Source organism: Pseudidiomarina sp. CB1 (assembly GCF_024752025.1).
GTDB lineage: Bacteria > Pseudomonadota > Gammaproteobacteria > Enterobacterales > Alteromonadaceae > Pseudidiomarina.
The window spans coordinates 169800-193689 of the sequence record NZ_JANTPU010000001.1; the positions used below are offsets into that span (position 1 = coordinate 169800).

Annotated in this window: 18 protein-coding genes; 13 read left to right on the forward strand and 5 right to left on the reverse strand. The window is 50.9% G+C overall.

The window, feature by feature from the left end; all coding sequences use genetic code 11:
- The 9 genes from NV375_RS00800 to NV375_RS00840 all read left to right on the forward strand — a co-directional run bounded on the left by NV375_RS00800 (position 1) and on the right by NV375_RS00840 (position 13178).
- Positions 1–894 (forward strand): DMT family transporter, encoded by an 894-nt coding sequence (locus NV375_RS00800; RefSeq protein ID WP_258806546.1) that lies wholly within the window; start codon positions 1–3, stop codon positions 892–894.
- Positions 891–2858, forward strand: coding sequence for a monovalent cation:proton antiporter family protein (locus tag NV375_RS00805; RefSeq protein WP_258806547.1), 1968 nt, complete (start codon positions 891–893; stop codon positions 2856–2858). Before NV375_RS00800 ends, NV375_RS00805 begins: the two co-directional genes overlap by 4 nt.
- Before the next feature lie 99 nt (positions 2859–2957).
- A complete protein-coding gene (locus NV375_RS00810) occupies positions 2958–4196 on the forward strand; it encodes an efflux RND transporter periplasmic adaptor subunit (RefSeq protein ID WP_258806548.1) in 1239 nt (412 codons plus the stop codon).
- An 11-nt stretch (positions 4197–4207) separates the two neighbouring features.
- Positions 4208–7396: an efflux RND transporter permease subunit gene (locus NV375_RS00815; RefSeq protein WP_258806549.1), complete on the forward strand. Its 3189-nt coding sequence runs from the start codon at positions 4208–4210 to the stop codon at positions 7394–7396.
- A 101-nt stretch (positions 7397–7497) separates the two neighbouring features.
- Positions 7498–8244 carry a DUF599 domain-containing protein gene (locus NV375_RS00820; protein ID WP_126769679.1) on the forward strand — a complete coding sequence of 249 codons (747 nt, stop codon included), beginning with the start codon at positions 7498–7500 and terminating at the stop codon, positions 8242–8244.
- Positions 8225–9283: a succinylglutamate desuccinylase gene (astE, locus tag NV375_RS00825; RefSeq protein ID WP_309491677.1), complete on the forward strand. Its 1059-nt coding sequence runs from the start codon at positions 8225–8227 to the stop codon at positions 9281–9283. Before NV375_RS00820 ends, astE begins: the two co-directional genes overlap by 20 nt.
- Positions 9284–9369: 86 nt before the next feature.
- The gene (locus NV375_RS00830) at positions 9370–10569 is read left to right on the forward strand and encodes a thiamine pyrophosphate-dependent dehydrogenase E1 component subunit alpha (RefSeq protein ID WP_258806550.1); all 1200 of its coding nucleotides are present in this window, start codon (positions 9370–9372) and stop codon (positions 10567–10569) included.
- Positions 10569–11546 carry an alpha-ketoacid dehydrogenase subunit beta gene (locus NV375_RS00835; RefSeq protein WP_258240582.1) on the forward strand — a complete coding sequence of 326 codons (978 nt, stop codon included), beginning with the start codon at positions 10569–10571 and terminating at the stop codon, positions 11544–11546. The genes NV375_RS00830 and NV375_RS00835 overlap by 1 nt, the downstream gene beginning before the upstream one ends.
- 12 nt (positions 11547–11558) lie before the next feature.
- Positions 11559–13178 (forward strand): dihydrolipoyllysine-residue acetyltransferase, encoded by a 1620-nt coding sequence (locus NV375_RS00840; RefSeq protein WP_258806551.1) that lies wholly within the window; start codon positions 11559–11561, stop codon positions 13176–13178.
- A 42-nt stretch (positions 13179–13220) separates the two neighbouring features.
- On the opposite strand, the gene NV375_RS00845 is transcribed toward NV375_RS00840, so the two are convergent.
- Both NV375_RS00845 and NV375_RS00850 read right to left on the reverse strand, forming a co-directional pair.
- Entirely contained in the window at positions 13221–14006 is a 786-nt protein-coding gene (locus NV375_RS00845) for an SDR family oxidoreductase (protein ID WP_258806552.1), read from the reverse strand.
- 3 nt (positions 14007–14009) lie between these two features.
- Positions 14010–15548 carry an AbgT family transporter gene (locus NV375_RS00850; protein ID WP_258806553.1) on the reverse strand — a complete coding sequence of 513 codons (1539 nt, stop codon included), beginning with the start codon at positions 15546–15548 and terminating at the stop codon, positions 14010–14012.
- A 90-nt stretch (positions 15549–15638) separates the two neighbouring features.
- Between NV375_RS00850 and rnhB the strand changes: the two genes are divergently transcribed.
- Positions 15639–16208, forward strand: a complete 570-nt coding sequence (gene rnhB / locus NV375_RS00855; RefSeq protein WP_258806554.1) for a ribonuclease HII — start codon at positions 15639–15641, stop codon at positions 16206–16208.
- Here the strand turns inward: rnhB and argE are convergent.
- Together argE and NV375_RS00865 are read right to left on the reverse strand one after the other, a co-directional pair.
- Positions 16177–17349: an acetylornithine deacetylase gene (gene argE / locus NV375_RS00860; protein ID WP_405035386.1), complete on the reverse strand. Its 1173-nt coding sequence runs from the start codon at positions 17347–17349 to the stop codon at positions 16177–16179. The two genes, rnhB and argE, sit on opposite strands and share 32 nt — an antisense overlap.
- Positions 17350–17399: 50 nt before the next feature.
- A complete protein-coding gene (locus tag NV375_RS00865) occupies positions 17400–17987 on the reverse strand; it encodes a hypothetical protein (protein ID WP_258806556.1) in 588 nt (195 codons plus the stop codon).
- Positions 17988–18158: 171 nt separating this feature from the next.
- Here NV375_RS00865 and NV375_RS00870 point away from each other — a divergent pair, with 171 nt between their 5' ends.
- From NV375_RS00870 to NV375_RS00880, 3 genes are read left to right on the forward strand one after another with little or no spacing between them, the layout of a single operon-like run.
- Positions 18159–19091, forward strand: coding sequence for an isopenicillin N synthase family oxygenase (locus tag NV375_RS00870; protein ID WP_258806557.1), 933 nt, complete (start codon positions 18159–18161; stop codon positions 19089–19091).
- Positions 19092–19098: 7 nt separating this feature from the next.
- Positions 19099–20850: a bifunctional UDP-sugar hydrolase/5'-nucleotidase gene (locus tag NV375_RS00875; protein WP_258806558.1), complete on the forward strand. Its 1752-nt coding sequence runs from the start codon at positions 19099–19101 to the stop codon at positions 20848–20850.
- A complete protein-coding gene (locus NV375_RS00880; protein ID WP_258806559.1) occupies positions 20847–22052 on the forward strand; it encodes a multidrug effflux MFS transporter in 1206 nt (401 codons plus the stop codon). The genes NV375_RS00875 and NV375_RS00880 overlap by 4 nt, the downstream gene beginning before the upstream one ends.
- A gap of 202 nt (positions 22053–22254) precedes the next feature.
- Here the strand turns inward: NV375_RS00880 and NV375_RS00885 are convergent, their stop codons facing one another.
- Entirely contained in the window at positions 22255–23820 is a 1566-nt protein-coding gene (locus NV375_RS00885; RefSeq protein ID WP_258806560.1) for an AbgT family transporter, read from the reverse strand.
- Between the last annotated feature and the right edge of the window lie 70 nt (positions 23821–23890).

Sequence of the window (23890 nt, forward strand, 5' to 3'; positions counted from 1 at the left end):
ATGGCGGCTCCCCCAGTGGCACAGAACCAACGTCGTGCATTGATGTTTGGCTTAGCCGCAGTGGCGCTTTGGTCGACGGTCGCCACTGCGTTTAAGCTTGCACTGGGCTATCTCACGCCACTCCATCTGTTGTTTCTCGCCGCGCTGACCAGCACGCTTACCTTTGTTGCTCTGCTCGTCTGGCAAGGTCGCTGCATAGAAACCCTAAGGCTAGGGCGGCAGCGTTGGCTCTTCTACTTGGGCCAAGGTGCGCTTAACCCCTTTGTGTACTATTGGGTGCTCTTCGCTGCCTATGACCAACTCCCCGCTCAGCAAGCCCAAGCCATCAACTATACGTGGGCGATTACCATGGCCTTGTTAGCGGTGCCGATGTTAAAGCAACGCTTAACCAAGCGGGAGTTGTTGGCAATGGTGGTGGCCTACGGTGGCGTGGTACTCATCGCAACGGGCGGGCAATGGAATTTTGCTGCGACCAACTGGCTGGGAATAGGGTTAGCGCTATTAAGTACCGTGTTGTGGGCGAGTTATTGGCTGATCAATACCAAAAATAAAGATGCACCTATCCCAGCAATGTTTTGGTGCTTTGCGTTTGGCAGCCTATTGTTAGCGCTGGCAGTGTTATTTGACCCGCGTCCGTTGCCTTGGCACGAGTGGCGAGCTCTGGCGGCAGCGGCCTATGTCGGCTTATTTGAGATGGGTATCACATTTTTACTTTGGTTAACCGCCATGCGCACAGCCGAACGAACGTCGCAACTATCAATGTTGATTTTTTTGAGTCCGTTCATGAGTTTGTTACTTATTTACTTTATATTGGATGAAGTTATTCAAGTTACGACCTTAATTGGACTAAGCTTGATTTGTCTTGGTCTTTATCTACAAAGGAAAAAAGTATGAACGGAGCCTTCGCTGACGTACTGCTGCTGCTAGCTATTGCGGTGGCATTGGTGTGGGCTTTTCGGCGCATTAAATTGCCTGCTATTTTGGCTTATTTGGTGGCCGGAATTATCGCTGGACCCGATGTAACCGCTTGGATAAAAGATCCCAATGACTATCATTTCGTTGCCGAGTTAGGTGTCGTGCTATTGCTCTTCTCGCTCGGTTTGGAGTTCTCATTGCCGAAAATGATCGCTATGCGCCGGCTCGTATTTGGGCTTGGTGCTGGTGAGGTCATTATCTGCACGTTGATTTTCGCCGGATTAGCTTACATTTGGATGGGCGATTGGACGGCGGCAATGGTTATTGGCGGTACACTTGCGCTGAGCTCGACAGCGGTGGTGATAAAGCAATTAGGCGAATCATCCCAGTTAACCACCCGTAAAGGACAGGCCACGGTATCCGTCTTGTTATTCCAAGACATTGCCGTGGTGCCAATGTTGATCATTATTCCATTACTTGCTGCTGAGAATGCACAAGTAGGTATCTGGGAGAGTCTCGGCATCGCGTTGCTCAAAGGGGCTGGTGTTGTGGTCGTTCTGATGGCAATAGGCAAATGGGTGCTACCCCACATCTTTCGCGAGATCGCGCGTTTACGCACCGATGAACTGTTTGTCTTGGCGACGCTTTTGGTCGCATTGGTTGCTGGTGGTTTAACCCACGTGTTTGGGTTGTCGATGGCGCTGGGGGCTTTCTTAGCTGGGATGATGTTGGGTGAAAGTAAGTACAAGCATCAACTTGAAGCGGATATTCGCCCATTTCGCGATATTCTTATGGGACTTTTCTTCATCACCGTCGGTATGCAGCTGAATCTGGCTGTGTTTTGGCAGAATCTACATTGGATTTTACTTGCCGTTTTGCTTATTGGGGCGATAAAGATGGTCGTCGTGCGCCTGTTAGCGGGCGGTATGGGCGAGCGTGAAGAAGACGCTTGGGGTGCTGGCTTGATGCTGTTCCAAATGGGAGAGTTCGGTTTCGTCTTGGTATCTTTAGCGCTGACCTATGCATTACTGCCGCAGGACATCGCGTCGCTACTGGTCGGGGTCGGTGTACTGGGAATGGCGGTCACGCCGCTGGTTATTCAACGTTGTCGGCAATTAGTGACACCACTGGTACGTGGCCGCTCGCGAAGTGACGAAGAAGACATCACTCAACCCGATGTATCTGAGCCCAAACGCGTCCTCGTACTTGGGTTTGGACGTGTCGGGCAAACCATTAGCCGCTTTTTAACCAATGAAGGCATTGACCATCTAGCCATTGATCATGATACCAAGCGCGTACAAGAGGCTATTGCTGGTGGTGCAAAGGTCTATTTTGGTGATGCTGCGCGGCGTGACATTTTAAAAGCTGTGCACGCCGATCAGGTCGAATTGATCATCATTAGTTTTGCTGAAGACTATAAAGCTCTGGAAGTACTTAAAGCGATTCGTGAGGTTAACGACCATGCCGAAATCATTGTGCGCTCGCGGGATGACTTACGACTCCAAGAAATGATGGAGGCTGGGGCGACGCAAGTCGTACCTGACACTTTAGAGGCGAGCCTCATGTTGGTATCGCAAGTCTTGAGTCGCTCAGGCATTCCGATTCGTCGAATTTTGTCGCGCTTGGATCAGGCTCGGCGTTCACACTATGGTGACATGCACGGCTTTTACCCTGGTGAAACCACCGATATGGATCCCGAAAAAATTGACCGCCTGTTGTTTCTACATGCGGTACAACTCAGTGACAATGCTTATGCGTGCGGTAAAGAGCTCCGTCAGCTCGGCCTAGATGAACTTGCAGTCCAAGTGAAGTCGGTACGCCGTGGTGACGACGAATTCAGCGAGGTACGAGGTGATTTTAGCCTGGCGAAGGGTGACGTGGTATTGCTTGCCGGTGGTCCACGCGCAATAGAAGCAGGCGAAAGTTACCTTCTGAACGGTTGATGTTACAGTTGTTACAACTCGCAACATAATCTGCCTTAATAATCACTTAAAGGTGGCGCATACTATGCGCCATCTTCATGTTCGAATGGAATGATCTCAATGGCTTTTAAGAAACGTGCTTTACTTCCCCCTTTGATCATCATTGTGGCGATTGCCCTTGTGGTATTACTAGGAATGTTGCGTCCGCAACTACCAATGCGCTCGATGGAGCGCCCTGCGGTACTTGTTGAAGTACAAGAGGCGCAACCCGAAGACATTAATTTGTTAGTCAGCGGGCAAGGTAACGTGATGGCCAAGCATACGACTAACTTGGTGACGCAAGTCAGTGGGCAAGTAATTGAGATCGCACCTAATTTCCACAATGGTGGCTACTTCAATAAAGGCGATATGCTGGTCAAGATTGATCCACGGGATTACGAAGTGGCCTTGCAGAATGCGAAAGCCAACTTGGCTCAAGCTAAAGCCGCACTGGCAGAAGAAAGCGCACGCGCAAAAGTCGCCAAGGAGGAATGGGAGTCGTTACAGCTCGGAGAAATTCCTGCTTTAGGTTTACGTGAACCTCAGGTTGCCAGTGCTGTAGCAGCTATGCAGTCGGCAGAAGCGGCTGTCGCTAAGGCTCAACGGGACCTTGATCGGACGGTGATCCGCGCACCTTTCGCCGGTTTACTACAAAGTAAAAATGTCGATCTGGGTCAGTTTGTAAATATCGGTAGTCAAGTTGCCGAATTAATGGGAACCGAAGTTGCTGAAGTTCGTGTGCCGCTGAGTGATCGTGATCTCGCTTATTTAAACCTTCCGAGCAACGCCCAAGAAACGGATTTTCCGCGAGTTCGCTTGAGCTCATTTGTTGCCGGAGAAAAGTATGAATGGCAAGGCCGTTTGGTGCGCAGCGAAGGGGTTTTAGATAGCAACAGCCGAGTTATTTATGGTGTTGTCGAAGTACAAGACCCGTATAACCGTGACGCCGAAACACATACAGAAGTGTTACGTTTTGGCCGTTTTGTACAACTCGAAATTGAAGGCAAGTTTGTTGAGAATGTCTATCGCATTCCGCGCTATGCACTTAATACTGACGGCAATGTTTGGTTAGTTGATGATGAGCGTCGCTTGCAGCGTCAGCATGTCGAAGTGCTGCGTGCCGAAGAGAATCAGGTCATCGTAAGTGAAGGGCTCCAAGCTGGCGATAAGGTAGTGTTAACGCAGTTGGCTAACGCGCTACCGAGTATGAAAGTGCGCTTGCCAGGTGATCCTTTGCCGCAACAGATGGAAAAGCCGAAAGCAGCAGAAGATGACACTGCGGTAGCCGCGCAAGACCAAGCTGACGACACAAGCGAATAAGGAGCTTAGCAATGCAAGTACCACAAAATTCGCCTGAGTCCGGTCGTGAAAAAGGGCTGATCGCTTGGTGGGCGAATAATACTGTCGCCGCCAACTTATTGATGGCACTCATCATCATCACTGGTATTTTTATGGTGTTCGAAGTTCGTAAGCAGATGTTCCCTGAAATCGAACTCAACACCATCAGTATCCAAGTTCCTTTTCCAGGTGCTGCACCGCAAGAAGTTGAACAAGGTGTCATTGTATTGATCGAAGACGCCTTGGAAGACGTTAATGGTGTTGAACGATTAACGTCAACGGCGCGCGAAGGCGGTGGTTCGGTTACGGTAGAAGTTGAAAGTGGTTATGATCCGCAAGTGGTGATGGACGAAGTGAAGATGCTCGTTGACGCCATCCCTAACTTTCCACAGCAAATTGAAAATCCAAATATTTATCGAATCCGACCACAGCGCCAAGTGATTTGGATTAGTGTTTTCGGCGATATGAGCGAGCGCAACCAAAAAGAGCTCGCTAAACAAATTCGTGATGACCTGAAAAATATTGGTGGTATCACCAAAGTCGAAACGGTGGGGGCGCGCGACTACGAGATTTCGATTGAGATCTCTGAGCATGATTTACAGCGCTATAACCTGAGTTTCCAGCAGGTTGTCAACGCCGTGCGCGGTACCTCGATTGATGTGGCCGGTGGCTCTATTCGTACGCCGAATGGCGATATTTTGCTGCGCGCCAATAATCAGGCGTATTACGGTGAAGAGTTTGAAAAAATTGTACTGATCAATCGTCCTGATGGAACCCGACTCACGCTTGGCGATATTGCTACCGTTAAAGACGAGTTTATCGAGCGTCGGCGCTTTACTCGTTTTGACGGCAAACCAGCAACTTTTGTCCGTGTTGACTCGGTAGGCAATCAAAACGATTTAGCCGTGGCAGAAGCGGTACGGAACTATATTGAGCGCAAGCAAAAAGAGTTGCCGCCAGAGGTTAACGTTGCGCACTGGGGCGATTCGTCTTATTACCTGCAAGGTCGCCTCGACCTAATGTTAGACAACATGATCACCGGTGGCTTTTTGGTGTTCTTAATGCTGTCGTTGTTCTTGCAGTTGCGTTTGGCTTTCTGGGTCATGATAGGCATTCCGATTTGTTTCTTGGGTACCATCGCCTTGATGCCGCTACCGATGTTCGATATCTCGATCAATATGATCAGCTTGTTCGGCTTCATATTGGTGCTCGGGATAGTGGTCGATGACGCCATCGTCATCGGTGAAAGTGCCTACTCCGAAATTGAAAAATATGGCAAGAGTACCGACAACGTGGTGCGTGGTGCGAAGAAAGTCGCGATCCCTGCGACCTTTGGTGTGCTTACCACGATGGTCGCGTTTATTCCGATGCTGATGGTTGATGGTGGCATGGGGGCGATTTGGGAGTCTATTGCTTGGGTCGTTATACTTTGTTTGGCGTTTTCGCTGGTTGAGTCAAAACTCATTCTACCGGCACATATTGCGGCAATGAAATTCAGCAAGGGCGGAGGTGAGAAGCTCAACGCCTTCCAACGTGGCCGCAATAAAATTTCCGATAGTTTACGGGTATTTGTTGAGCGTTATTATCGACCGTTCTTAGCCAAGTGCTTGCACTACCGTTACACTACATTGGCCAGCTTTATCGGGATGTTTATTCTGATGATCGGTCTGATCAGCGGTGGCGTCGTGCGCTGGGTGTTCTTCCCGAATATTCCAAGCGACTTTATCCAAACCAGCGTTGAAATGCAGCCTGGCTCGTCCGAAGACGCCACTATTCGTGCACTGCAAACCATTGAAGATGCCCTGATGCGCGTGAACGAGCAAATCAAGGAGGAAGAGGGCGAAGGTGTGGTGCGCCATACCAACGTGTGGCTACAAGGCACCACCAACGGCATGATCATGAGCGAACTGCAAAAAGGCGAAGATCGTGAGATTGACGGTTTTGGCATTATCAATCGTTGGCGCCAAGAGACCCCTGAAATTGCCGGTGTTAAAGCGATTAACTTCCAAGGCAGTATCGGCGGCGGTGGCGGCTTTGACGTTGAGTTTCAACTTGCCGGTGACGATCTTGATCAGCTATCGGCGGCCGCCAATGATCTCAAAGAAGTATTTGGCCAGTTTGACGGCGTCTATGATATTGAAGATACCTTTGGTGCCGGCAATGACGAGATTATTTTGGAAACTAAGCCGTTAGCAACCGCGATGGGCATCAGCCTGAGCGATCTCGCTAATCAAGTGCGTTACGCTTTCTATGGTGCCGAGGCTCAACGTATTCAGCGTGGTGACGAAGAAGTTCGCGTGATGGTGCGCTATCCGATCAATGAGCGCCAGTCTGTGGGCAACCTTGAAGATATGAAGTTGCGTACCAGCGATGGAGCGTTGATTCCGTTTACTGAGCTTGCCGACATTCGATTTGCGAAGGGCTACAACACTATCACCCGTATCGATCGCGAGCGTTCAGTGCGGGTGCGTGCTCGGGTTGATAAAGAGCGTGTCGAGCCGTTTGAAGTTGTGCGGCAAGTGCGCGAACAACATATTCAGCCGATTTTAGATAACTATCCATCAGTAAGCTTCCAACTTGAAGGGGCCTCGCAAGATGAAGCTGAAGCGACGAATTCGCTGGCTATTGGTTTCGTGCTGGCGTTGTTCGCAATCTTTGCCCTTATGGCAATACCGCTTAAGTCGTATAGCCAACCGCTTATTATCATGTCAGTGATTCCGTTTGGTATGATCGGTGCGGTGATCGGGCATTGGATTATTGGCATGCCGATTTCGATTCTGAGTTTGTTTGGTATCATTGCCTTGGCAGGCGTGGTGGTGAATGACTCTTTGGTCATGGTGGACTATGTCAACCAAGCGCGCCGCGATGGTGTGAAGTTACGCCAAGCGGTACAAGATGCAGGTTCAGCGCGCTTCAGAGCAATCATTCTGACCAGTTTGACGACGTTCTTCGGTCTGCTACCCATCGTCCTCGAAAAGAGCTTACAGGCGAAAATGGTGATTCCAATGGCGATCTCGTTGGCGTTCGGTATTTTGTTCGCCACGGTGATTACGCTGCTGTTGATCCCATGCTTGTATTTAATTTTGGATGACACCAAACGTGGCGTCAAAACCATGTTGTCATGGTACGGTTTGGCGGAGAAGCCGGCGCCAAAATCAGAGTCGGACAACATCGTCACATAATGGTAAACTAGTGACCTTAAACTAATTATCGAAGCCGCAGCTAAGACATCACGTCCACCCTGCGGCTTTCGTGCGTGTCTCGTTAGCACAAGGTCAAGAGCATGAACCTAAGTACACTTGATATCGTCACCTTGGCGTTTTTTGTGACGGTTTGGGTTTTTTACACGCAGTTTGCGCGTATTCGTGCGCGCAGTACTTATAGTTTGTCGCATATTTTGCGGCAACTGCGTATTGATTGGATGACCACCTTAACCCGCAAAGAACACCAGATTGCTGACGCGGCGCTACTTGGTAACGTCGAACGCACGGTGACTTTTTTTGCATCCTCTACGGTACTGGTGTTAGCCGGTGTGCTTACTTTATTGGCCTCGGCAGATAAAGTAGTGACAGTGCTGCAATCACTCCCGTTAACCGCTGATACATCCCCAGAAAAAGTCCAGTTCAAACTGGCCGTGCTGGCGCTTATTTTTGTTTTCGCCTTTTTCAAGTTTACCTGGGCGATTCGCCAATTTGGTTTTGTCTCGGTGTTGCTTGGCGCCGCACCTCAATACCGCAGTACGGAATTCACTGATGAACAACGTGAAGTCTTTGCGCGGCAATCAGCCAAGGTGATAGACCAAGCTGGGCATGAGTACAACAATGGCCTGCGCGCTTACTATTTTGCCTTAGCGTTTCTTACGTGGTTCTTACACCCGATACTGTTCATTGTATCCACTATTGTGGTCGTTTCGGTATTGTACCGCCGTGAATATCGTTCACGGGTGTTACGTGCGTTATTAGCGACCAAAGGATTAGAACCTGGACGAATTAAGCAACAGGAGTCAGAAAGTGAATCAGAAGACAAATGAGCTCGCCGCCGTGAACGTCTTAGATTGGACGCTTGCCGGCTATAACGGCGACACCGTTGCCGCCAATCAACAGCTGCTCAATGCTACCTTGAAGTACGACGGTGGCGAACTTCATTTCCCTGATTATGGCATTGTGCTCGTTGAACCTGAGCAGCCCAGTGGTAAAGATGTAGTGCTGTCGTGTGCCGTGCATGGTGACGAAACCGCCCCCATAGAGATGGTCCGTGACATGATACACGGCATTATGCGCGGTGAACTTCAGCCGGTGCAACGCACGCTCTTTCTGATCGCCAACCCTGCAGCAATTGCCATTGGCAAACGTTTTGTTGAAATGAACATGAATCGTCTGTTCAGCGGCGCGCACCAAGAAGGACAGAGCCGCGAACATCAACGAGCAGCGCAACTTGAGCAAGTGATTACGGACTTTTTCGCTGCTGCGCCAGAGGGGCGGCGCGAGCGCTATCACTACGATTTACACACCGCAATTCGAGACTCGGAATTTGAGAAGTTTGCGGTTTATCCGTTTACTCACGGAGCGCCTTATAAAAAGCAGCAACTGACATTTCTTGCGGAATGTGGTGTCGAGACAATTTTGCTGAATCAAGCGCCCACCACGACGTTTAGTTATTACAGTGCGCGCACTCATGAGGCCGATGCATTTACCGTCGAACTGGGTAAAGTGCGGCCATTTGGCGAAAATGACCGTCGTAAGTTTGCCGCCGCACAAACAATGTTCACTAAGCTTATTTGCGAGCGTGAGCTGAAATTGCCGGAATTTGATGCAAATCGTACCCGCGTTTTTGACGTCTGCCGTACAATTAACCGTACAGTTGAGAATTTCACCCTGCATTTTCCCGATGATGTAGCCAATTTTACCGCCTTTGAGAAGGGCGAACTGCTGGCTACCGATGGTGAACAAGAGTACCTGGTCGAACAGTCGGGGGAACGTATTATTTTCCCGAATGCCAAGGTGGCTCTGGGCCAGAGGGCATTATTGACGGTTGTAGAAGTGCCTTTTATGCAGTTGCAACTGGTCTGATTTTTACGCAAATGCGTAGTCGCTTATTTGCATGTCAGTTGACGTAAAGGTAAAGTGAGCGCAATTTTTCTGAGAACGAGAAAGTTATGGCACAGGATAAACAACATCAGCTAGAAATCGTGACCAAACCGAGCTTTTTAGACGGTTCTGCGTTGCAGATTCCAATGCTTCAGATCCTCAAAGAAGACGGTACCGTGCACAAGGGTGCTAAGGCACCTGAGATTGACAAAGATCTTGCTTTGAAGATGTTTGATACCATGCAATTCATCCGCATTCTGGACGAACGCATGATTGCTGCGCAACGCCAGGGGCGTATTAGCTTCTACTTGTCTTCGCTTGGCGAAGAAGCGGCAAGTATCGGTTCGGCAGCCGCGTTGGATGACGGCGATATGATCATGGGACAGTACCGTGAACAGGGCGCTTTGGCCTATCGGGGTTTTACCGTTGAACAGTTCATGGACCAATTGTTCTCAAACGAGCGCGATCTCGGTAAGGGCCGCCAAATGCCGGTGCATTATGGCTGCGCGGACCTTAACTTTATGACCATCGCTTCGCCACTAGCCACTCAGATCCCGCAAGCGACGGGCTACGCTTATGGCCAGAAGATGGACAAAACTGGCAACTGTACTATTTGTTATTTCGGTGAAGGCGCGGCTTCTGAAGGTGACTTTCATGCCGCGTTGAACATGGCCGCAGTCTACAAAGTTCCAGCGATTTTCTTCTGCCGTAACAACGGCTATGCCATCTCGACGCCATCGCAAGGCGAACAATATGCTGGCGACGGCATTGCGCCACGCGGTGTCGCCTACGGCATGAAAACCATTCGTGTCGATGGTAACGATATCTTGGCCGTTTATTTAGCCACACAAATGGCGCGTAAACTTGCCGTTGAAGAGAACGAGCCGGTGTTGATTGAAGGTATGTCGTACCGTATGGCTGGGCACTCGACCTCAGATGATCCAACCGGGTACCGTACTCGTGATGAAGAAGACGCTTGGCGTGCAAAAGATCCGCTCGCGCGTTTCCAAACTTATTTGATCAAGAAAAAATGGCTGACCGAGAAAGATGCTGAAGCGATCTTTGCTGAGAAGAAAGCCGCTGTCTTGGCAGCACTGAAGAAATCAGAGAAAGTTCCAGCTCCGCATATTGATGAGTTGATTAATGACGTCTATGACACCCCAACCCAACAGCTTAAAGAGCAACTTGAGCAGTTGAAGGCGCACATTCGCAAATACCCAGAGGCGTATCCGAAAACAGCGTCACGTATTGATGGGGGAGATAAATAATGGCGAACATGAACTTATTACAAGCCATCAATAGTGCACTTGACATTGCGATGGCAAAAAATGACAAAGTCTATAGCTTTGGTGAAGATACCGGTGCGTTCGGTGGGGTATTCCGCGCGACGTCAAAGTTAACCGATAAATATGGTCGTCACCGTAACTTCAATACGCCTTTGGTAGAGCAGGGCATCCTTGGTTTTGCCAATGGTTTGGCCTCGCAAGGTAGTTATGCGGTTGCTGAGATTCAATTCGGTGACTACATCTTCCCAGCGTTTGACCAGATCGTGAACGAGTCAGCGAAGTTCCGCTATCGTTCGGGTAATGAATTTAATGTCGGCGGACTTACCATCCGTACACCTTACGGTGGTGGTATCGCCGGTGGTCATTATCACTCACAGTCACCAGAAGCTTATTTTGCCCACACCCCAGGCCTGAAGATTGTTATGCCACGTAACCCGTACATGGCGAAAGGCTTGTTGTTGAGTGCGATTTTTGATCCAAACCCTGTGCTCTTCATGGAGCCGAAGCGTTTATACCGTGCTTCAACCGGCGAAGTTCCTGAAGAAGAATACACGCTAGAATTAGGTAAAGCTGACGTCGTCCGCGAAGGTAAAGATTTAACCATCGTCGCTTGGGGTGCACAGGTTGAAATGGCCGAAAAAGCGGCAGATAAGGCCGCAGAAGACGGTATCGACTGTGAAGTCATCGACTTGGTTAGCTTGTTACCGTGGGATATCGACACCGTAGCGAAATCAGTGATGAAAACGGGTCGTTTGGTAGTGACGCAAGAAGCACCACTGACCAATGGTTTTGCCAGTGAAGTGGCGGCAACGATTCAAGACAAATGCTTCTTGTACCTTGAGTCGCCGATTGCCCGTGTGTGTGGCCTTGATGTGCCGTATCCGCTGTGCCACGAGAAAGAATACTTTGTCGACCACCTGAAAGTGTACGAAGCCGTGAAAGCTTCGATGACCTATTAAGAGGGCCGTAGTATGAGTAAAGATTTTATCTTACCGGACATCGGCGAAGGCATCGTTGAGTGCGAAATCGTTGAATGGCTTGTTGCTGAAGGCGACACCATCAAAGAAGACCAGCCAGTGGTCGACGTGATGACCGACAAAGCATTAGTGCAGATCCCCGCCAAAGAAGACGGCGTGGTGAGCAAGCTTTATTACGCCAAAGGCGACATCGCCAAAGTCCACGAACCTCTCTTTGCCATCACCGGCACCGACGATGACGCGGGTTCCGACAACGCCAATTCAACTGCATCGGCGGACAAGGACGTAGCCCGCAGTTCTACTGCGGGGGAACCTGAACCCAGCAGCAATGCAACTTCAGGAAGCACTGTCACCGACTTCATCCTTCCCGACATCGGTGAAGGTATCGTCGAATGCGAAATCGTCGAATGGCAAGTCAAAGAGGGCGATGTCATCGAAGAAGACCAACCGGTCGTTGACGTAATGACCGACAAAGCTTTGGTACAGATCCCCGCGAAAGAACACGGCGTCGTCGAAAAGCTTTACTACGCCAAAGGCGACATCGCTAAAGTGCATGAGCCACTATTCGCCATCCGCGTTGAAGGGGAAGAAGGTGAAGGCAACATAGCCCGTAGTTCTACTACGGGGTCAGCTAGCGCCACGAACGATGGTCAACCGTCCGCCGCCAAACCAGGTCAAGCCGACGCCCCACAAGCGGCGCGCCAAGGCAAAGCCATTGCGAGCCCGGCGGTTCGCCGACGTGCCCGCGAACTTGACGTCGACATCAGCCAAGTTCCTGGCTCCGGCGCCAAAGGCCGCGTAATGAAAGAAGACGTCGAAAACTTTGTAGCCCGTGGTTCTACCACGGGGGAAGCAACAACATCGCAATCGACGTCCGACTCAGCAGCCAAGCCAGCAGCAACCAGCGGCGGCACCCGCACCGAAGCCATCCGTGGCGTAAAAGCGGCCATGGCGAAAGCGATGACCGAATCGGTCAGCACCATTCCGCATTTTACCTACGCTGATGAATTTGATCTGACCAACGTCATGGCGCTGCAGAAACAATTGAAAGAGCGTTACAAAGATGAAGGTATTCGCATCACCATGATGCCATTCTTCATCAAAGCGTTGTCGTTAGCGCTGAAAGAATTCCCAATCATGAACGCGCAAGTGAATGCTGACTGTACCGAGATCACCTATTTTGATGATCACAACATCGGTATGGCAGTCGACACCAAGATTGGCTTGCTCGTACCCAACGTAAAGCAGGTACAAAACAAGAGCATTATCGACATCGCCAATGAGGTCACCCGTCTGACTCAGGCTGCTCGTGAGGGTCGAGTAGCCCAAGAAGATATGAAAGGTGGCACTATTTCCATTTCGAATATCGGTGTCATTGGCGGTACCGTAGCGACGCCAATCATCAACAAACCGGAAGCCGCTATTGTGGCATTGGGTAAAGTACAAGAACTCCCACGCTTTGACGCTCAGGGTAACGTGGTCGCGCGCAAAATCATGAATGTCAGTTGGTCAGGCGATCATCGCATCATTGACGGCGGCACCATTGCTCGCTTCAATAAGCGTTGGCAGGAATACTTGGAAGACCCAACCTCGATGTTGGTGCATATGGTTTAAAAAAAAACGGCCCTCGGGCCGTTTTTTTTGCTGTCTTTATGTTTAACGCTTGGCCACCATGCGGCGCACAAAGCTCGGCGAGATGCGCTGCAAGAACGGGGCAAGCTTGGACATGCCGGAGCCAACCACGACTTCGGCTTTGCCTTTTGCTATCGCCTGCAGAGACTGGCGGGCGCATTCTTCAGCCGAGATGCCACCAGCGTTGTCGGGATCTTCTTTACCAAGCGCAGAGCCGTCGCCTGATAGCGAATTGTGCGCAATCGCGGTATTGATAAAGCCGGGTAGAATTGAAGTCACCACCAAGCCATGTTGGTTCATTTCGGCACGTAACGAATCCATAAAGCCAAGCACCGCAAATTTTGCGCCGTTATAGCCACTACGTAGCTTAGTACCGACTTTACCTGCTACCGAAGACACTGTGACGATGTGTCCACGGCGACGCTCTACCATACGCGGCAAAACTAGCTTGGTTAAAGCTACGACGCCAAAATAATCAATTTCCATCAACTGTCGATAGACCTTAAGGTCAGTGTCGAGAATCATCGATCGTTGTGAGACACCGGCGTTGTTGATCAGGATATCAATCACTTGGTCACCTAGCGCAACCCGCGCTTGCTCCGCGGCTGCTTCCGGCTGGCTTAAGTCGAGTGCTAACACTTGATGACGTTCGGGGTGGGCAAGCTCGCTACGGACTTGCTCCAGTACCTCGGCACGGCGCGACGTAAGAATTAAATGCGCGCCGGCTTCGGCGAGTTGCTGTGCCATAGCTAAACCGATGCCTGAAGAGGCACCGGTTAGCCAGACGGTTTTACCCGAAAAATACCCCATGGTTTAACCTGCTGGGTAGATGTAGTTGGCTTGAATACCTAATGGAATACCCGCTATCCAATACAATACTAGGAAGGCTGACCAGATCACCAACAGACTGACTGTGAACGGCAGCATCAATGCAACCAACGAGCCAATACCGGTGTTCTTCACATAACGCTGGCAGTACAACACTACGAGTGGGAAGTACGGCAACAGTGGTGTGATGATGTTACTGGTCGAGTCACCGACACGATACGCAGCCTGAGTTAAATCAGGTGAGTACCCGAGCTGCATGAGCATAGGCACGAAGATCGGTGAAATCAGTGCCCACTTGGCCGACGCAGAACCAACGAACAAGTTAATAAAGGCAACCAACAGAATGATACCGACCATGGTCACGCCACCGGAAAGCTGCAACGAGCTCAAGAACGTCGCGCCTTTAATCGATAACAAAATACCAAGGTTCGAGTCGCCAAAGGCTTTGATAAACAACGCACAGAAGAACGCCATGACCATATAGTAGGCCATGCCTTCCATGGATTTTGTCATGGCGCCGATCACGTCTTGAGAGTTGGTGAAATTACCTGAAACGTAACCGTGTACGATACCTGGTAGGATGAAGAGTAAGAAGATTAACGGCACGATCATTTGCATGAGCGGTGCGCTAAATGACGCCAGTTCACCGGTTACCGGATCGGCTAAAGGTGTGTTCTCAGTAAGTGAAGCCCATGCCAAAAGACCAAGACCGACAACCATGGTTAAAACACCAAGCAAAAACGCCTTGCGGTCACGCGGGGTGACATCGTCAAGCGCTGGCATGTCTTCTTGATCGCCATCAATTGGTGTTTTGCTCAAGCGTGGCTCAATCACACGGTCGGTTAAATACCAACCTACGAGCACAACGATAATCGATGATGCTGCGGTAAAGAAATAGTTGTTCAATGGGTTCAATTGAATCTGTGGATCAAGAATTTGTGCAGCCGATTGCGTGAAGCCCTGTAAGAGAGGGTCAATCGCCGAAGGTACAAAGTTGGCACTAAAACCACCAGATACACCAGCAAATGCTGCAGCAATACCTGCCAGTGGGTGACGGCCTGCAGCGTAGTAAATAACACCACCGAGCGGGATCACCAACACATAGCCTGCGTCGACCGCAGTATGGCTGACAATCGCGATCAAGATCAGCACAGGTGTCAGCAATACTTTTGGCGTGACGTTCAACATGAGCTTAATCGCGACATTGATAAAGCCGCTGCGCTCGGCAACCCCAACACCTAGCATGGCGACGAGTACCACACCCAACGGCGCGAAGCCCATAAAGGTGTTGACCATGTTGGCTAAGAAGTCCGCCATTTCTGCGCCACTAAGTAAGTTAGTGACTTGGACATTTTCGCCAGTGAGTGGATGCTTGGCATCAAACTCAATTCCGGAAAGCAAGAAGCTAAAGACCCAAACAATAATCAGCAAGCCAAAGAACATGACTGCCGGATCAGGAAGTTTGTTACCCACCTTCTCGACTTTGTCGAGCATGCGGTTGAGTAACGAGGATGATTCGGACATGAGAATACCCCTTTTCTATTGTTATTATTTGTTAGACGAAAGTATCATACCCCATCAATCCAGAAGCACAACAGAAGAACGTGAGATCAAATGATTTGTGGAACTGATGAAGCAGGGCGTGGGCCCATTGCCGGACCGGTGGTGGCTGCGGCAGTTATTCTTGACCCGCAGCAACCGATTGAAGGCATTAATGATTCGAAAAAGCTTTCAGAGAAAAAGCGGCAAGCGTTGAGTGAAGAAATTAAAGCCAAGGCGTTGTATTGGGCCATTGCGCAGTGCGATGCTAAAGAAATTGACCAGCTTAATATTTTGCAGGCCTCACTTGAGGCCATGAAGCGTGCCGTGGAAGCTCTGCCCGTGGCGCCAGAAAAAGTGTTAGTAGACGGGAATAAACTACCTAATCTACAGGTGCCCGCGGAGGCTATAGTAGGTGGTGACGCCCTGCATGCTTGCATTGGCGCAGCTTCAATACTGGCGAAAGTTGAACGGGACCGGCAGATGCTCGAGTGGCATGCGCTTTATCCACATTACGACTTTGCCAAGCACAAAGCCTACCCAACGCCAGCACACCTAGCACTCATCAAAGAACATGGCGTGTGCCCGATTCACCGCCGTAGCTTTAAACCTGTTATGCGAATGTTGGGCCACATACCCGAGTAATGATCTGGCGCAGTTGTTGCTGCGCTGGTGCAATCTCGTCTAAACGAATAAATTCATCGGGTTGATGTGCCTGAGCGATCGAGCCGGGACCCATAACGATGGTCTGGCAACCAAGGTCTTGCACGAACGGTGCTTCGGTACAGTAATTCGCTGGTTCGGCGCTATTGCCGGTGACGTCTTGTACCAGTTGCACAATTGCCGAGTCAGGGTCACATTTGTAGCCTGGAATAGCTTCATGCAGGTGTTCAAGACAGATCGCATTAGGGAATTGCTGCTGTAAAGGCTTAAGTTTGGCGTCGAGTAAACCGTAAAGTTCGTCCATGCGCATACCTGGGAGTGGACGCAAGTCGATGTGCATCTCGCAACAGGCGCAAATACGATTGGCGGCATCCCCGCCATGAATATTGCCAAAATTCAGGGTGGGGTAGGGTACAGCAAAGTTATCGTCGTGATAGCGCTGTTGGAAGTCCCGTTGTAATTCACGCAAGCCCGTGATGACGTCGTGCATAATTTCAATGGCATTGATGCCACCGGCAGGGTTCGAACTATGTCCACTCTTACCGGTAACCCGAATACCTTCGGTTAAGTGGCCTTTGTGCATGGTTACTGGCGTCATAGAAGTGGGTTCACCAATAATCGCAAAGTCGGGTTTCAATTCGCCGAATGCAGCTAATTCCCGCGCTCCGGCCATCGTCGTCTCTTCGTCTGCGGTGGCTAGTACGTATAAGGGTTTGGTGCACTTGCTTAAATCGAGGTCACGCAAAGCTTCGAGGACAAAAGCGAAGAAGCCTTTCATGTCCGCGCTACCTAATCCGTACAGTTTGCCGTCTGCTTCATGCAGTTGAAATGGGTCTTTGGTCCAACGGCCCTCATCCCATGGCACCGTATCGGTATGACCGGCGAGTAAGAGACCGCCTTTGCCATCGGAGCCGGTGGGAAGGTACTTGGCAAGTAAGTTGAACTTGCCTTGCTGACGCGTGAGCTCGTTGACGGAAACCTGAAAACCGAGAGTGGTTAGCCAATTGGCAAGTTTATCGATGACAGCTTTGTTGCTGGTATCCCAATGTGGATCAAGGCACGACACCGATGGCGTCGCAATAAGTTCACGATAAAGGGTCAGAAACGGGGGTAGCTGTGACATCACAAAACTCCAAAACGTGCGTGTGGAATGTCACAGCATACCCGATTTTACTAGAAGTGATAACTAGCTTCGATGCGGATGCCGTCACCAAATTCGCTATCTTGGTAACGCGCACCTACCGCAAATTCAGGGGTAATGTAGAAGCGTGTACCAAATTGGTATTGGTTATCGCTACCGGCATCGGTGTAGTCGACCCAGCCCAGACCACCGTAAATTTCGAAGCGGTCGATGCGGGTGCGTAGGTTACCTTCGACACCCCAAAAAGCGCTATCTTCAGGGCCAAAATCAACGTGACCGAAACGGCCTGAAAAATCCGCAACTAGGTTGTCGCTGAGCCAAACGTAGCGGCCTAGTTTTAGGCCTTGGGCGTCGCGGCTGTCGCCAAACGGACCGTCATCGCCATCGCGAAGGTAACCACTAATAAACCAGGGAGAGTTAAATTGGTAGCTACCTTCGACGATGATACTGTCACCACCACCATCATGATCCGCCACACCTGCACTCAGAAAGTTGAAGGCTCGGTTGGTTTGCGGTGTTTCAAACGGGGTATTGTCGTGCGTCTGCGCAAAGCTCGGTGCAGCGCAGGCTAGGGCACTGGTAACTGCAGTAACTGATAACACTTTGCTGAACGTTTTCATGGTTGTTTACCTCGTTGCAATGAATTCGATTCTAAGTGTGCAAACACTATGGCAACTTGAAAAGACGGTTTACCAAAGATTTACCCAGCGCGCAGTACCGTTTTTATTTGTCAAAAGGTCCTAAAATTCATACCATAGACGGCTGTTTTTACTCGTTTCGAAAGGTTACTGATGAAATCCATTCCACACATTGATATGAGCCTCTACGACCAAGATTTTGAGGCGTTTGCCAAGCACGTTGGCGAAGGTTACGAACAAAACGGCTTCGTAGCATTAACCAAGCATGGCGTTGACCAACAGCTGATTGAAGAAGCGCTGGATACGTGTCGCGACTTGTTTGCGCTGCCTGAAGACGTGAAAAAGCAATATCATATTCCTGGTGGTGGTGGTGCGCGTGGTTATACGCCGTTCGGTACTGAAATTGCCAAAGACGCGAAACATGTTGATTTAAAAGAGTTCTGGCATGTTGGTCGTGAAATTGAAGGTGAGCCACCATTCAAGCAACTTACGCCTAATATTTGGCCAAAAGAGCTGCCTGAATTTAAAGAAAAGATTCTTAAGCTTTACCGTTCGCTCGACGCGTTAGGGTTGCGTGTATTAGAGGCTTTAGCGGTATTTCTTGACCAGCCGCGTGACTTTTTTAACGATAAAGTTAATTTAGGTAACTCGATTTTACGCCCGTTACACTATCCGCCGATCGTAGACGAAGGCACACCTTCAGTGCGCGCTGGTGCCCACGAAGACATCAACGTATTGACCTTATTAGTAGGCTCACGTGAGCCTGGGTTAGAAGTGTTGGCTAAAGATGGGTCATGGATCCCAGTGACCATTATCGAAGGTGCGATTATTTGTAACGTCGGCGACATGTTGCAACGCATGACCAATGGCGTATTGCCGTCAACCACGCATCGCGTGGTGAATCCGCCAGCACCGTACAGCTCGAAGTCACGTTACTCAATTCCGTTCTTCTTGCACTTTAATCCAGACGTGGTGATTGACCCGCTGGAAAGTTGTATTACCGATGAAAATCCGAAGCGTTGGGAGGCGATTTCATCAGATGACTACCTGATGGAACGTCTACGCGAAATTGGCTTAGTTAAGTAAGGCGACAATGATGTGGCAACATGGGTTCGGTAAGTTAGGTACACTCGCTATTGCGGGTACTTTGTTGTGGGGCTGCGCGCAAGCACCGAGTGAAGCGCCACCTGCGGCTTTTGAACTTACCGTAGCCCATGTAAACGACCATCATTCGAATCTGTTGCCGCGCCACGGCACGAAAATCAGCGTGTTGGGGCAGGACTACGAGGTCGAAACCGGTGGTTTTGCCCGCGTGGTCAGTCAAATCGACGCAATTCGTGCGGCCAATAGGAATGTTCTGGCATTGCATGCAGGTGATGCTATTACCGGCACCTTGTTTTATACCATCTTCAACGGTGATGCTGACGCCGCACTCATGAATGAAGTCTGTTTTGATGCGTTTGCCCTAGGCAACCATGAGTTTGACAACGGTGATGCTGGCTTAAAGCACTTTTTGGACAGCTTAGCGTTGACGCAAGACTGTCGTACCGAAGTGTTAGCGGCGAATGTCGAGCCAGAGGTTGGTGTTTCACCACTGACTCCGAAGACCCGCTGGGACAGTTTTAAGCCCTACACAATTTTCAATGTTGGTGGCGAAAAGATTGGTTTGATTGGCCTTGATATTGCGGTTAAAACGAAGAATTCATCGCAACCTGATGCGACGACCATGTTTGCAGACGAGCTTGAGACTGCCGAATACTATATTGCCGAACTGCAAAGCCAAGGTATTCACAAAATCGGCTTACTGACGCATATTCAATATAAAAACGATTTGCGTCTCGCTGAGGCTTTACCTGCCGTTGATTTTATTGTCGGCGGGGATTCACATACCTTGCTCGGTGACTACGCAGCATATGGGTTGCCGACCGTTGGCCCGTATCCGATGCAAGTGACCAACGCCAATGGAGCGCCGGTTTGTGTTGCCCATGCTTGGCAGTACAGCCAAGTCGTTGGCGAGCTTAAGGTAAGCTTTAGCGGCGACCACGTCGCAAGTTGTGGCGGTCAATCGCACTTGCTGATCAGTACGGATGCACCTGCTGGCGTTACCGAATTACCAGGTTTTACAGCGGTCGCTAAGGACCCTGCGGCGCAGAAATTATTGGTAACTTATCAAGAAAGCTTGGATGAGCTTACGCAAACAACCATTGCCACGGTCGACGAGCGGCTGTGCATGAAGCGTATGGGCCCGATGACCATTGCGGACTGTGGCTTAGGTCGCCAGTCTGACGTACATGCGGTCGTGGCCGCAGCTTTCTTGGCGAGCGCACCACAAGCGGATTTCGCTTTGCAAAACGGCGGTGGGGTGCGTACGGACCTAAATGCCGGCGCGTTAACTATTGCTGATGCCTATCGGTTATTACCGTTCGCAAACACCTTGGTAGAAGTACAGATCACTGGCGCAGAGGTGAAAAAGGTGCTCGAGCAAGCGGTTGAGTATGCGTTGTCAGACTCGGGGTCTGACGGTGCTTATCCGCATGGTGCAGGAATTCGTTTTGACGTTGATATTAGTGCCGCTAATGGTGAGCGCTTTAGCAACCTTCAAGTCAAAACTGACGCGGGTTGGCAACCCATGCAGGCTGAGCAGACGTACACCATGATCACCAATAGCTTCTTGGCCGGTGGCGCTGATGGTTGGCGTTTGTTAGGCGACTTAAATCAGGCTGGTTTAGTGCAAGATACTTACGTTAACTATGCGCAATCGTTCGTCGATTGGGCCCGCAAAACAACAACAATAAAACGGCCGACCGAACATAGCACGCAACGCTATCGGACGGCGCACGAATGACAGTAACGCCGGTCTCTGATAAAGCAAAATTTGATCTCGTCGTTGTTGTTCTGGCCCTACTTACCATGTTTGGGCCATTGTCGATTGACATGTATTTGCCGGCGTTTGGCGACATTGCCGCTAGCTACGGCACTGAGTCTAATCGTGTCGAATTGTCCCTTACTTCGTTTTTTCTTGGCCTATTCATCGGCCAGCTATTGTATGGCACTGCTTCTGACAAGTGGGGGCGCAAGCCGCCGCTGTACTTTGGCCTGACGATCTATATTTTATCGTCGCTGGCCTGTGCTTACGCGCCAAATCTTGAAAGCTTAATCGTCTTGCGTTTTTTACAGGCCATTGGCTCCTGCGCGGGCTTAGTCATTGCGCGTGCGATGGTACGCGACCTCTACACGCCGCAGGCGTCGGCCCAAGTGTTTTCGTTCTTGATTTTGGTCATGGGTATTGCGCCAATTCTGGCGCCTCTAGCGGGTGCATACGTGACCAAGGCCTTCGGTTGGCAGGCGATTTTCCTGATCGTAGCGGCACTGGCAGTCGCTTGTATGGCCATTGTGCACATTCGTTTGCCCGAAACGCGCTCCTACAATGGTGCGGTGCGCATGCGGCGCAGTCTGCCAATCTACTGGGATGTGCTCAAAGATCGTGGTTTCTTGCGCTACTCGCTTGCTGGCGGTATCGCTCAATCGGGTCTATTCGCTTATATCACCGGCTCTCCGCTTGTATTCATCGAACATTTTGGCCTCGATCCAACCCATTACAGTTGGCTGTTCGGCTTCAATGCCATTGGCATCATCGGCATGGCGCAATTCAATGCGTGGCTACTGCGCCGCCGCGACGCCCGCAAAATTCTCAACAAGTCGTTGCCAGTACTAGCGTTAATTTCAATCGTGACCATAGCCCTGGGGCTACTCAACGCCAACTTCTGGTTCGTGCTCTTCGTTGTCTTCGCCTACGTTAGCACCCTTGGCATGGTTTTCCCCAACGCTATGGCTGGCGCCCTCGCCGAACAACAAGAACGGGCCGGTTCCGCGAGCGCCGTCACCGGCAGCCTGCAATTTCTCATCGCCGGCATCATCTCCGCCGTCGTCAACATCGTCGGCCATCAACATCCTTTGGGCATGCTCTTCGTCATCGGCGCCTGCGGCCTGACGGCTACCATACTCTACCGCGTGCTCCGCCGCCCAGAAGCCAGCCCGGCGACCTAAACCCTCCGCCGCTTCGTCGAACACTTCCGCTTTTGTCGCGGTTTGAGGTCCCTAAGCCTGAGACGCCGTGAACCCATCCCTGGGGGCTTGCCTGCCGCATCCTTGCGGCAGACACTCAGGCTTAGGGACCTCAAACCACGCCAGCGCTTCAGTGTTCACTTCGCTGCTGCGAACGTAAGCCCGAAGCGCAAAGCTGCCCAACCTACGGGGTGTAGTAGGTTGGGGTTTCGACGCCGACTGGCATGCCGAGGGCGAAGACCCAGATGAAGAATAGGATGCTCCAGCCGAGGAGGAACATAATGCTGTAGGGCAGCATGGTAGCGATGAGGGTGCCGATGCCGATGTCTTTTTTGTAGCGCGCGGCGACGGCGAGGATCAGGCCGAAGTAGCTCATCATTGGGGTGATGATGTTGGTGACGGAGTCACCGATACGGTAGGCGGCTTGGATGACTTCGGGGGCGTAGCCGATAAGCATGAGCATCGGCACGAAAATTGGCGCGGTGATCGCCCATTGTGCAGAGGCGGAGCCGAGCATGAGGTTGACGAAGGCGCACATCAATATGAACAAAATGAACACTGATGGGCCGGTGAGGCCGACTTCTTGTAAGAAGGTGGCGCCTTTGATGGCAAAGATTGAGCCGAAGTTGGTCCAGCCGAAGAAGGCGACGAACTGCGCGGCAAAGAATACGAGCACGATGTACATGCCGAGGGTGCTCATGGATTCGGACATGGCGTCGATGACGTCACGGTCGGTCTTCATGACTTTGGTGATACGGCCGTAAACGTAGCCCGGAATGGCAAAGGTGATGAAGATAAAGGTGACGATGCCTTTCAGGAACGGCGAACCGGCAACTTTGCCGTCTTCTGGATTACGTAAAATTCCCCACTCTGGCACGATGGTCAGCGCGAGGAGGGCACCAAGTAGTAAGAAGCTCAAACCTGCGCCTTTTAGCCCACGTTTCTCTTGCGGCGAGAGGGCTTCGATTTTTTGTTCGCTAAGGTTAATGCTGGCTTCGTTGGTGTCGTACTTGCCTAGTTTGGGCTCGACGATCTTTTCCGTGACAAAAGTACCCATGATGGCGATCAAGAAGGTCGAGATCATCATGAAATACCAGTTGGCTTCGGGGCCAACGTAGTATTCTGGGTCGATCAGGTTTGCGGCTTTGGTGGTGATACCGGCGAGTAATGGGTCGACGGTGCCAATGAGTAAGTTGGCGCTGTAACCGGCGGAAACGCCCGAGAAAGCTGCGGCTAGTCCGGCCAATGGATGGCGACCGAGCGAGTGGAAGATCATGGCCGATAGCGGCACGAGCACGACGTAACCGAGTTCAGAGGCGGTGTTGGAGATAACGCCAGCGAGCACGACAGCTAGGGTAACGACGCGTGGGTGGGCGTTCATTACGAGGCCGCGCATGGCGGCTGACAATAGGCCTGAGCGTTCGGCAATACCGACACCTAACAAGGCGACTAAAACGGTGCCGAGCGGGGTAAAGCCGGTGAAATTGGTGACGAGGCCGGTAACGATGCGTTGTAGGCCTTCGGCATTAAGTAAGCTGACGACTTCGATGACTTCACCGCCGGGGCGTGGATCTTGTGCGCTAACGCCAAAGTAGGAGGCGATGCCACTGGCGATAACAACGCCAATTGCAAACAAAGCAAACAAGGTAATGGGGTGTGGTAAGAGGTTACCTAACCATTCTACGGTGTCGAGAAAGCGGGTAAAGGCGCCGCGTTTCTGTTGGTCTGCGGCTGAGTTTGATTGCGTCATGCAATACGGCTCCTGTCGTCGTTTTTTATCAAAGCCGTCGATTGTACACGAAAATGGCGAGATTTTGTTG

What these genes read in the sequence shown, in the direction of transcription:
- NV375_RS00875 (WP_258806558.1), top strand. Translation starts at nt 19,099, where the DNA reads ATGATGTGGCAACATGGGTTCGGTAAGTTAGGTACACTCGCTATTGCG.
- NV375_RS00810 (WP_258806548.1), top strand. Translation starts at nt 2,958, where the DNA reads ATGGCTTTTAAGAAACGTGCTTTACTTCCCCCTTTGATCATCATTGTG.
- NV375_RS00865 (WP_258806556.1), bottom strand. Translation starts at nt 17,987, where the DNA reads ATGAAAACGTTCAGCAAAGTGTTATCAGTTACTGCAGTTACCAGTGCC.
- NV375_RS00845 (WP_258806552.1), bottom strand. Translation starts at nt 14,006, where the DNA reads ATGGGGTATTTTTCGGGTAAAACCGTCTGGCTAACCGGTGCCTCTTCA.
- rnhB (WP_258806554.1), top strand. Translation starts at nt 15,639, where the DNA reads ATGATTTGTGGAACTGATGAAGCAGGGCGTGGGCCCATTGCCGGACCG.
- NV375_RS00835 (WP_258240582.1), top strand. Translation starts at nt 10,569, where the DNA reads ATGGCGAACATGAACTTATTACAAGCCATCAATAGTGCACTTGACATT.
- NV375_RS00880 (WP_258806559.1), top strand. Translation starts at nt 20,847, where the DNA reads ATGACAGTAACGCCGGTCTCTGATAAAGCAAAATTTGATCTCGTCGTT.
- NV375_RS00850 (WP_258806553.1), bottom strand. Translation starts at nt 15,548, where the DNA reads ATGTCCGAATCATCCTCGTTACTCAACCGCATGCTCGACAAAGTCGAG.
- NV375_RS00840 (WP_258806551.1), top strand. Translation starts at nt 11,559, where the DNA reads ATGAGTAAAGATTTTATCTTACCGGACATCGGCGAAGGCATCGTTGAG.
- NV375_RS00805 (WP_258806547.1), top strand. Translation starts at nt 891, where the DNA reads ATGAACGGAGCCTTCGCTGACGTACTGCTGCTGCTAGCTATTGCGGTG.
- NV375_RS00820 (WP_126769679.1), top strand. Translation starts at nt 7,498, where the DNA reads ATGAACCTAAGTACACTTGATATCGTCACCTTGGCGTTTTTTGTGACG.
- NV375_RS00815 (WP_258806549.1), top strand. Translation starts at nt 4,208, where the DNA reads ATGCAAGTACCACAAAATTCGCCTGAGTCCGGTCGTGAAAAAGGGCTG.
- NV375_RS00830 (WP_258806550.1), top strand. Translation starts at nt 9,370, where the DNA reads ATGGCACAGGATAAACAACATCAGCTAGAAATCGTGACCAAACCGAGC.
- NV375_RS00800 (WP_258806546.1), top strand. Translation starts at nt 1, where the DNA reads ATGGCGGCTCCCCCAGTGGCACAGAACCAACGTCGTGCATTGATGTTT.
- NV375_RS00885 (WP_258806560.1), bottom strand. Translation starts at nt 23,820, where the DNA reads ATGACGCAATCAAACTCAGCCGCAGACCAACAGAAACGCGGCGCCTTT.
- argE (WP_405035386.1), bottom strand. Translation starts at nt 17,349, where the DNA reads ATGTCACAGCTACCCCCGTTTCTGACCCTTTATCGTGAACTTATTGCG.
- NV375_RS00870 (WP_258806557.1), top strand. Translation starts at nt 18,159, where the DNA reads ATGAAATCCATTCCACACATTGATATGAGCCTCTACGACCAAGATTTT.